The sequence below is a fragment of the Ramlibacter sp. genome (genome assembly GCF_013697775.1).
GTDB lineage: Bacteria > Pseudomonadota > Gammaproteobacteria > Burkholderiales > Burkholderiaceae_C > Ramlibacter.
This window is the reverse complement of the sequence record NZ_JACCWG010000271.1, coordinates 1-4,238: the sequence shown is the minus strand read 5'-3', so window position 1 is coordinate 4,238 and position 4,238 is coordinate 1. Positions and strand designations below refer to the sequence as shown.

Annotated in this window: 4 protein-coding genes; 2 read left to right on the top strand and 2 right to left on the bottom strand. The window is 69.9% G+C overall.

Annotated elements, in window-relative coordinates:
- On the bottom strand, positions 1–1,267 hold a 1,267-nt coding region (locus H0U68_RS13285), incomplete at its 3' end, for an MFS transporter (RefSeq protein ID WP_296356325.1).
- A gap of 25 nt (positions 1,268–1,292) precedes the next feature.
- Positions 1,293–2,567, bottom strand: coding sequence for an ATP-grasp domain-containing protein (locus tag H0U68_RS13280; RefSeq protein ID WP_296356323.1), 1,275 nt, complete (start codon positions 2,565–2,567; stop codon positions 1,293–1,295).
- Positions 2,568–2,909: 342 nt separating this feature from the next.
- On the opposite strand from H0U68_RS13280, the gene H0U68_RS13275 reads away from it, so the two are divergent.
- Entirely contained in the window at positions 2,910–3,671 is a 762-nt protein-coding gene (locus tag H0U68_RS13275) for an SDR family NAD(P)-dependent oxidoreductase (protein WP_296356321.1), read from the top strand.
- The coding region (locus H0U68_RS13270; RefSeq protein WP_296356319.1) for an RNA polymerase sigma factor at positions 3,668–4,238 on the top strand (571 nt) is incomplete at its 3' end. The genes H0U68_RS13275 and H0U68_RS13270, both read left to right, overlap by 4 nt.

The window sequence follows — 4,238 nt, the reverse complement described above, 5'->3', positions numbered from 1 at the left end:
TCGCGAGGCTCGCGGCGCGGGCGTCGCGGCCGGCGGCGTCGGCCAGCAGCCTGGCGATGGCCACGCCGGCGATCAGCAGCACGTTGATGCCGATCAGGCGGCTGAACAACGCCAGCGAATTGGCTTCCAGGCGGCGCGGCTCGGGCAGCTTGGCGATCATCAGGTAGCTGCCCGGCGACAGCAGGGCCAGCGCGAAACCGCACACCACGCGCGGCAGTACCAGCGCCCAGCCCTGAGCGTCCAGCGTGAGCCGCGCGGCGATCAGGAACGAGGCGATGTACAGGAGCACGCCGGCCATCACCATCACCGGCTGCAGGCGCGGCTGCGCGTACTTGCCGATCAGCGGAGACAGCACGCCGGCGATCAAGCCGGTGCTGGCCAGAACGCCCGCCACGTGCGGCAGCGGAAGCTTGAGCTGCAGCTGCATCCACAGCGTGTAGATCACCGCCGTCATCACCAGCAGCGCGCCTTGCATCGTGTTGAGGAACAGGTAGGCGGCGAAAGGGCCGTTGCGCAGCAGGGCCCAGTCGAACAGCGGCGCGGCGCGCGCATGCGTGTGCCAGCGCAGCACGACCAGGCTCACCGCCGCGGCGCCGAGGTAGAGCCAGCGCGCCGTGCCGGCGTCCTGCGCCTTGCCCAGGAAGGCTTCCAGCGCGAGCTGCCCGAACAGCAGCACGCCGGTCAGCGCCAGCACCACCAGCGCCGAGGGAGGCGGTCCGCCCCGCTCGGGCGTCACGCCCAGCTCGGCGCGGATCACGAAGATGCACAGCAGCAGGATCGGCACCTGGCCGAGGAACACCCAGTGCCAGCCGACGGCGTCCACCACCAGCGCGCCGGCCACCGGGCCGACCACCGGCGAGACCGCCAGCGCGCTGATCCACAGGCTCATGGCCAGCGCGGGGGCGTCCTTCATCATCGCCAGCAGCTGCTTTTGCGCCAGCAGCAGCACGGCGCCGGAAGCCAGGCCCTGCAGCAGGCGGCCGGCCAGCAGGATCCAGAAGTTGCTGCTGCTGCCGCACAGCACGAGCGCGGCCAGCGAGGTCGCCAGCACCGCGGAGAAGGCGGCGCGCCCGCCCATCCACTTCACCAGCGGCGGCACCGCCGGGATGGCGGCGACGATGCCGATGCCGAACGCCACGATGATCCACTGGCTGCGGTACGCCTCGATCCCCAGGTCCAGGGCGATCGGCACCAGCGCGATGTTGGCCACCGACATGTCCATGAAATGGAGGATCAGGATCACATAGACGGCGACGACCTTCAGCATGGGGCGGCTCGGGTGGACAGCGGGCTCAGTTCTGCACCACGTTGTTGGGGTCGTTGCCCAGCTGCTTGCCGTTGACGCGGGCGTTGTAGCGCACGGCGGCGGCCTTCTTCAGCACGCCCTCGTAGCTGGCATCGCGCACCAGGTAGCGCAGGATCTGGTCGTTCTGGAAATCGGTGGATGCGAAGACGTGGCCGGTGGGCTTGGTCTGGGTGACGGCGAAGATGGCGTCCTTGTCCGCCTCGACAGCATCGAGCCGTTCGGTGCCGCCGGGCGCCAGCAGCATCTGCATGCTGACGTAGCCACCGCGCGCCGGCGGCAGCGGCTGCAGCGCCGGTGCGCCGCCGCAGGCGACTTCAAGCAGCAGCTCGTGGAGCGGCAGGTCCAGGGCCTCGCTGACCATCAGCAGGAAGTCGTAGCCGCCGAACCGCACGTTCATCTCGACCAGCTCGATCTCGCCGGCCGGGGTCACGATCAGCTCGGCATGGGTCGGCCCGTGGACCAGCCCGAGCACCTTGTGCACCGCGGTGATCTTCTCGACGATCTGCGCGAGCAGGGGATGCGGGTAAGGGAACTGCGCGCCCATTTCGATGGACACGTCGCGGCTCAGCACGGTGCGCGAGGCGATGCCCAGCGGCGTGTAGCTGCCATTCGCGACCCAGCCCTCCACGGACATCAGCTCGCCCATGGCCCCCTCTTCCAGGAACAGGCCGCCGGAAGTCAGGTGGTGCCGGAAGACCGGGCGGTATGACTGCAGTTCCCGGTCCCAGACGTCCAGGCCGCGCGCCAGGTCCTCGAGCGTGCGGCAGTGCGTCACATGGATGCTGCCCAGGCCCTGGATCGGCTTGAGGAAGGCGCTGGACACGCCTTCGGGAAAGCGCCCCTCGGCCAGCACGGCGCGCGGATCGAACATGCGCAGCCGGGTCAGCCCGGCGTCGCGCAGGCGGCTGCGCACCCATTTCTTGTTGAGCAGGTTGCGCATCAGTTCCGGGCCGTGGGTGGGCAGGCCGGCCTGCCGGCGCACGATGGTTTCCAGGGGCAGCGCCGGCTCCACGCCGCCGTAGGTGCCGCGCACGCGCCGCCCTTCCAGCTTGGCGTTGACAAAGCGCAGCGTGGCCTCTTCATCGTCCCAGGAATCGAGCCGCCAGGACTCGTCGATGGATTCCAGGCCGGCCTTGTAGATGGGGCCGGTAGCCAGGTCCAGGGTGTGGAACACCACCGTGTGAATGCCGGCATGCCTGGCCGCCTCGATCAACTTGTACATGTGGTTGACCGGCTCGAAAACGACGAAACACTCGCTCATATATCGCTGTCCTGTTACGTGGCCTTGGCTGCCGTGCCGCACCGTGCGCCTCGTGGGCGCGGGTACGGCCGAGCTGACGCTCGGCAACCGCGGCATGCGTTGTCTCCCGCATCTCTCCCTCGCGGACCTGTTGCCCCGCCGCGCGCGCCGCTTGTCGCGGTGCACCTGGCGATGGCAGGCTGAAGAATGACGGTTTTTAGTGCGAAAGGCAACTGACGCCGGGTGCCACTGACATGAAATTCCTTCGCTCGTTTGCCACGGATCGCGCACATATTTCGTCGCCCGTGGCTCCTTTTCCATGCCTTGCACGTCCTTGCAAGACACACTCTCTGGAGCAAACTGATGGGCTTGAAGGACAAGAATGTCGTCGTCACCGGCGGAAGCCGCGGACTTGGACTCGGACTGGTCGAGGCGCTGGTCGCGCAGGGTGCGCGCGTGACGGTGGTCGCGCGCGACGCGGACACGCTTGCCGCGGTCGCCGAGCGGCTGGGCGTGGCCACCATCTCCGCCGACGTGACGGACGAAGCCGCCGCCCGGCGCATCCTCGCCGAGGTGCGCCCGGACATTCTGGCGCTCAACGCCGGCACGCCGCCGCGCATGGGCCGGTTGGACCAGATGAGCTGGGCCGACTTCTCGGTGCCCTGGGAAACCGACGTCAAAGCCGGGCTTTACTGGCTGCAGGCCGCGCTCAACGTGCCGCTGGCCCCCGGCAGCCGGGTGCTGGTGGGTTCCAGCGGCGCGGCGCAGGGCGGCTCGCCGCTGTCGGGCGGCTATGCCGGCGCCAAGCGCATGCTGTGGTTCATGGCCAAGTACGCCAACGGCGTGTCGCAGCAAAAGGAACTGGGCATCCACTTCCAGGCCATCGTGCCGATGCAGATGATCGGCGGCACCGGCACCGGCGATGCGGGTGCCGCCGCCTACGCGCAGGCCATGGGCATCGCGCCCGAGGCGTTCCTGGCGCGCTTTGGCGCACCGATGCCGCCCCGCCTGTTCGGCGACAAGTTGGTGGCCGCGCTGCAGGATCCGAAGCATGCACAGGACGTCGCCCTCGGGCTCAAGGGCGACGACGCGCAGCCGACGGTGCTCGAGGGCGCAGCGGCTTGAGCACGCCCGGGTCCGTGCCGGAGGGCGAACGCCGCGACGCTCTGGTGGCGCTGGCCGGCATGCTGCGGCCCGAGCTGCACCGCTATTGCGCGCGCCTCATGGGCTCGGTCATCGACGGCGAGGACGTCGTGCAGGACACCTTCCTGCGGGCCTTCGCGGCCCTGCCCGAGCTCGACGACGCGACGCCGCTGCGGCCCTGGCTGTTTCGCATCGCCCACAACCGCGCGATGGACCTGCTGCGCGCGCGGGCGCTGCGGCTGGCAGAACCGATGGACGCCGCGTCCGCCGTGGCCGACCCCGCCAACCCCGATCCCGCGGAGACGCTGATGCGCCAGGAGGCCGTGGGCACCGCGGTGTCACGCTTCGCGGAACTGCCCGTTGCGCAGCGCAGCGTCGTGATCCTGAAGGACGTCCTGGAGGAGTCGCTGGCGGACATTGCGGCGCTGCTGGGCATCAGCACCGATGCCGTGAAAGGCCACCTGGCGCGCGGCCGTGCGCGCCTGCGCGAGATCAATGCGCAGCCTGCGCCGGCGGCGCCCGCGCGGCCCGCGTCGGCCGCCGTAGCGC

Coding starts and splice junctions, on each gene's coding strand:
- H0U68_RS13280 (WP_296356323.1), bottom strand. CDS start 2,567: ATGAGCGAGTGTTTCGTCGTTTTCGAGCCGGTCAACCACATGTACAAG.
- H0U68_RS13275 (WP_296356321.1), top strand. CDS start 2,910: ATGGGCTTGAAGGACAAGAATGTCGTCGTCACCGGCGGAAGCCGCGGA.